The sequence below is a fragment of the Bradyrhizobium sp. 134 genome (assembly GCF_023074155.1).
Taxonomy (GTDB): Bacteria; Pseudomonadota; Alphaproteobacteria; order Rhizobiales; family Xanthobacteraceae; genus Bradyrhizobium.
Genome location: NZ_JADPKX010000043.1, coordinates 1 through 3060, shown reverse-complemented (window position 1 = coordinate 3060; position 3060 = coordinate 1). Strand labels below are relative to the sequence as shown.

At 59.4% G+C, this 3060-nt stretch carries 1 protein-coding gene and 4 pseudogenes; 1 reads left to right on the top strand and 4 read right to left on the bottom strand.

Annotation, left to right across the window (positions count from 1 at the left end; translation table 11 throughout):
• Positions 1 to 103 precede the first annotated feature (103 nt).
• Positions 104 to 281 (bottom strand): annotated as a pseudogene (locus tag IVA75_RS14905) (IS66 family transposase); the annotation flags it as partial.
• Positions 282 to 398: 117 nt separating this feature from the next.
• Here IVA75_RS14905 and IVA75_RS14900 point away from each other — a divergent pair.
• The gene (locus IVA75_RS14900; protein ID WP_247282430.1) at positions 399 to 1808 is read left to right on the top strand and encodes an IS4 family transposase; all 1410 of its coding nucleotides are present in this window, start codon (positions 399 to 401) and stop codon (positions 1806 to 1808) included.
• 27 nt (positions 1809 to 1835) lie between these two features.
• Here IVA75_RS14900 and IVA75_RS14895 read toward each other — a convergent pair.
• From IVA75_RS14895 to IVA75_RS14885, 3 pseudogenes are all read right to left on the bottom strand, one after another.
• A pseudogene (locus IVA75_RS14895) lies at positions 1836 to 1979 on the bottom strand (transposase domain-containing protein); the annotation flags it as partial.
• Positions 1980 to 2094: 115 nt separating this feature from the next.
• A pseudogene (locus IVA75_RS14890) lies at positions 2095 to 2499 on the bottom strand (tyrosine-type recombinase/integrase); the annotation flags it as partial.
• Between the two features lie 6 nt (positions 2500 to 2505).
• A pseudogene (locus tag IVA75_RS14885) lies at positions 2506 to 3060 on the bottom strand (transposase); the annotation flags it as partial.

Genomic DNA, 3060 nt, shown 5'->3' with positions numbered 1-3060 from the left:
CAAAACCGCCGCTGCCTGAACGGGTCAGATGCCGCCCTCGATACGAAGGCCATCCGTCAAAAGCGCGGGCGTCATCGTGCGGAGAAAATCGCGCTTACGATCGATCGATCACCACCTGTTCGCGCGGAACATGATCGGGAAACGTCTGGTACTCGGCGCGCTTAGGCGTACAACCGCGCACCATCGTCGTTTTTGGCGACAGCCCGCTCCGCCGCCACTTCGTCTTCCGTTAAGTCAGCTTTCAGCTCTTCGAGAGTGCGCGGCAACTGGGTAAGCATCCGGCGAGGCTTTCAATTACCCACATTTAGTCGAATGGGCTGAGGGAGCGCACAAACCATTGCATCGCAGGAATCGACCGTGTTTCCTTGTCTGGCACCGATTCGGAGGGGACGGTGCCAATGGACGAAGAAGCCGACGCATGGTTTGATCGCGAGCTCGCTGGCTGCAGCCTTGCCGACGAGCGCCTGAACAAGCGGCTCCGCAAACTGGTAGCGCAGATCGGCAGCGCCATGGGCGAAAGTATTCCGCTGGTGTGCCAGGACTGGGCTAACACCAAGGCTGCGTATCGTTTTTTCTCCAACGACCGGGTCAGTGAGGCGGACATTCTGGCCGGCCACTTTCAATCGACCCGTGAACGCACGATGGCCACCGACGGTCCAGTTCTAGTGCTCCATGATACGACCGAGTTCAGCTATCAAAGAGAGAACTCAGACGCGATCGGGATCACCAAGAGCATAGACAGCGGGGACAAGGCGGGCCGCCTAAGATCGCACACGGTTTGCGGCATCCTGATGCACTCGAGCCTGGCGGTGACGACCGAAGGGCTGCCGCTTGGACTGACGGCCGTCAAATTTTGGACCCGGAAGAAATTCAAGGGGACCGCCGCGCTTAAGAAGAAGATCAATCCGACGCGTGTTCCCATCGAGAAGAAGGAGAGCATTCGGTGGCTAGACAATGTCCGTCAATCCACGGAGCTGCTGGGCGATCCGGGACGATGCGTCCATGTCGGTGATCGCGAGAGTGACATCTATGAGCCGTTCTGCGCGGCTCGAGAAGCCGGAACGCATTTCGTGATTAGGACTTGCGTTGATCGTTTGGCTGGGAATGGAGATCACACGATTGCCGACGAAATGGACGAGGTCGCCGTCAAAGGACTGCATTGCATCGACGTCAGAAACAACAACGGTGACCCCGATGAGGCCGTCCTCGAGATCAGATATCGCAAGCTTCGCGTCTTGCCACCGATCGGAAAGCAGAAGCGTTATCCCGCGCTGAGCTTGACGGTGATCCATGTTGAAGAGCGCGTGACGCCGAAGAACAGAAAGAAAATCGAGTGGAAGCTGATCACAGATCTGCCTGTTAGCTCCCGCACCGACGCCATTGAGAAGCTCGAATGGTACGCTTTGAGATGGAAAATCGAAGTGCTCCACAAGATCCTAAAATCAGGCTGCAAAGCTGAGGATTCGAAGCTTAGGACCGCCCAACGTCTGACCAATCTGATCTCGCTCTTTTGCATCCTGAGTTGGCGGGTCTTTTGGATGACGATGCTCAACCGTTCCGCTCCAGACGCGCCGCCAACCCTCGTGCTGACCGCGACCGAAATCGGCGTGCTCGATCGCCTCGTCAACGACAAACCAAAAGCGAGAAAGACGCTTTCGCACTATCTCATCAAGATCGCCCGGCTCGGCGGTTATCTCGCCCGCGCCAGCGATCCGCCCCCTGGCAATACGGTCATGTGGCGCGGGCTGTCGCGCCTCACCGACATAGCGTTAGGCGCCTTGGTCGGAGGAGAATTTGTGGGTAATTGAAAGCCGGCGAGGACCGCGGGGCGGTCACTAGGCTGCCTGATTGACTTGCTTATTTTGGTCTCGCCAATTCCAGGGCAGCAGGTCGGCGACTTTGTTGCCGGGGTGATCTGGAAGCCTGGCCAGCACGTCGGCGAGCCAGGCTTGCGGATCGACGTCGTTCATCTTGCAGGTTTATGCCGCCCGCCGAACTATGCCGAACGGATTTGATATGGCACGCCATGGTCACGCGCTGGCACCGTCGATCGCGTGCACGGCAGCCCCATTCCATTCGCCATAGTCTGGTCGTTCAGAGCGCCTCGAGGAAGGCGAGCAGGCGGTCGTTCGGCTGGAAGCGGGTTCGCTTGCCGCGCTCGTACGGTTTGAGCTTCGCCAGGGCAGCTTGAGGGCGAGGTGGGCGTGCAGGTACGTCTGCGTCGTCTCGACCGGATTCATGGCCGAGCCACAGTGCGATCACGGAGCAGTCGACGCCGGCTTGCAGCAGTTCCGTCGCAGCGCTGTGTCTCAGCACGTGCGGTGACGCGCTCTTGGCCTTCAAAGACGGGCAACTCTTGTGAGCGACACGAACATGCTTTCCCAGCAGCGACTGGACGCTGTCGGCACTGAGCCGGGCCCTGTGCACTTTGGGGAACAACGCTGTTGCTCCTTTCCGTAACGGCTCCTTCAGCCATGCCTGGAGCGCACACCGAGCGAGTGTGCAGGCGAGCATCACCAGGGACACGTGGCGATGCCAGCCATGCCAGGACCTGCTCTCGTTGTGATCGAGCCCGAACTCGTTTTTCGCGGTTTCAAAGCTGTCCTCGATCGCCCATCGATGGCCTTCGACCGCGACCAGCGTTTCAATGGATGTTCCCGCTGGGCACCAGGTGGTGAAGAAGGCGAGATCGCCATCGGCGATATGGCGACGGATCAGCAGACCGCGCGTCCATAAACCATCATTTGCGCTGTTGAACTGCTCGACCTCGAGATCGGCCAGTTCGAGATAACACCAGTCATGCAGCCTCGGTCCTTTGGTTCCGGCTCCCGCCGACAAGCGCTTCCAGTCGGACGGGCGCCGCGTCCGGGCGATGTCTTCGGCCTTGCCGGCGACCGGCTGTCGCTTGCCCCAGGATCGGAAGACATGAGAGCTGCTGACCCCGAGCACATAGCCTTTGCCTGCCCGCCGTAGCTGCTGTTCGATATCGCCAACACCGTAGACCGTGTCACCGGCAACCCACTTGAATGGTACAGACGCGGTTATCGCACGTGCGATCAT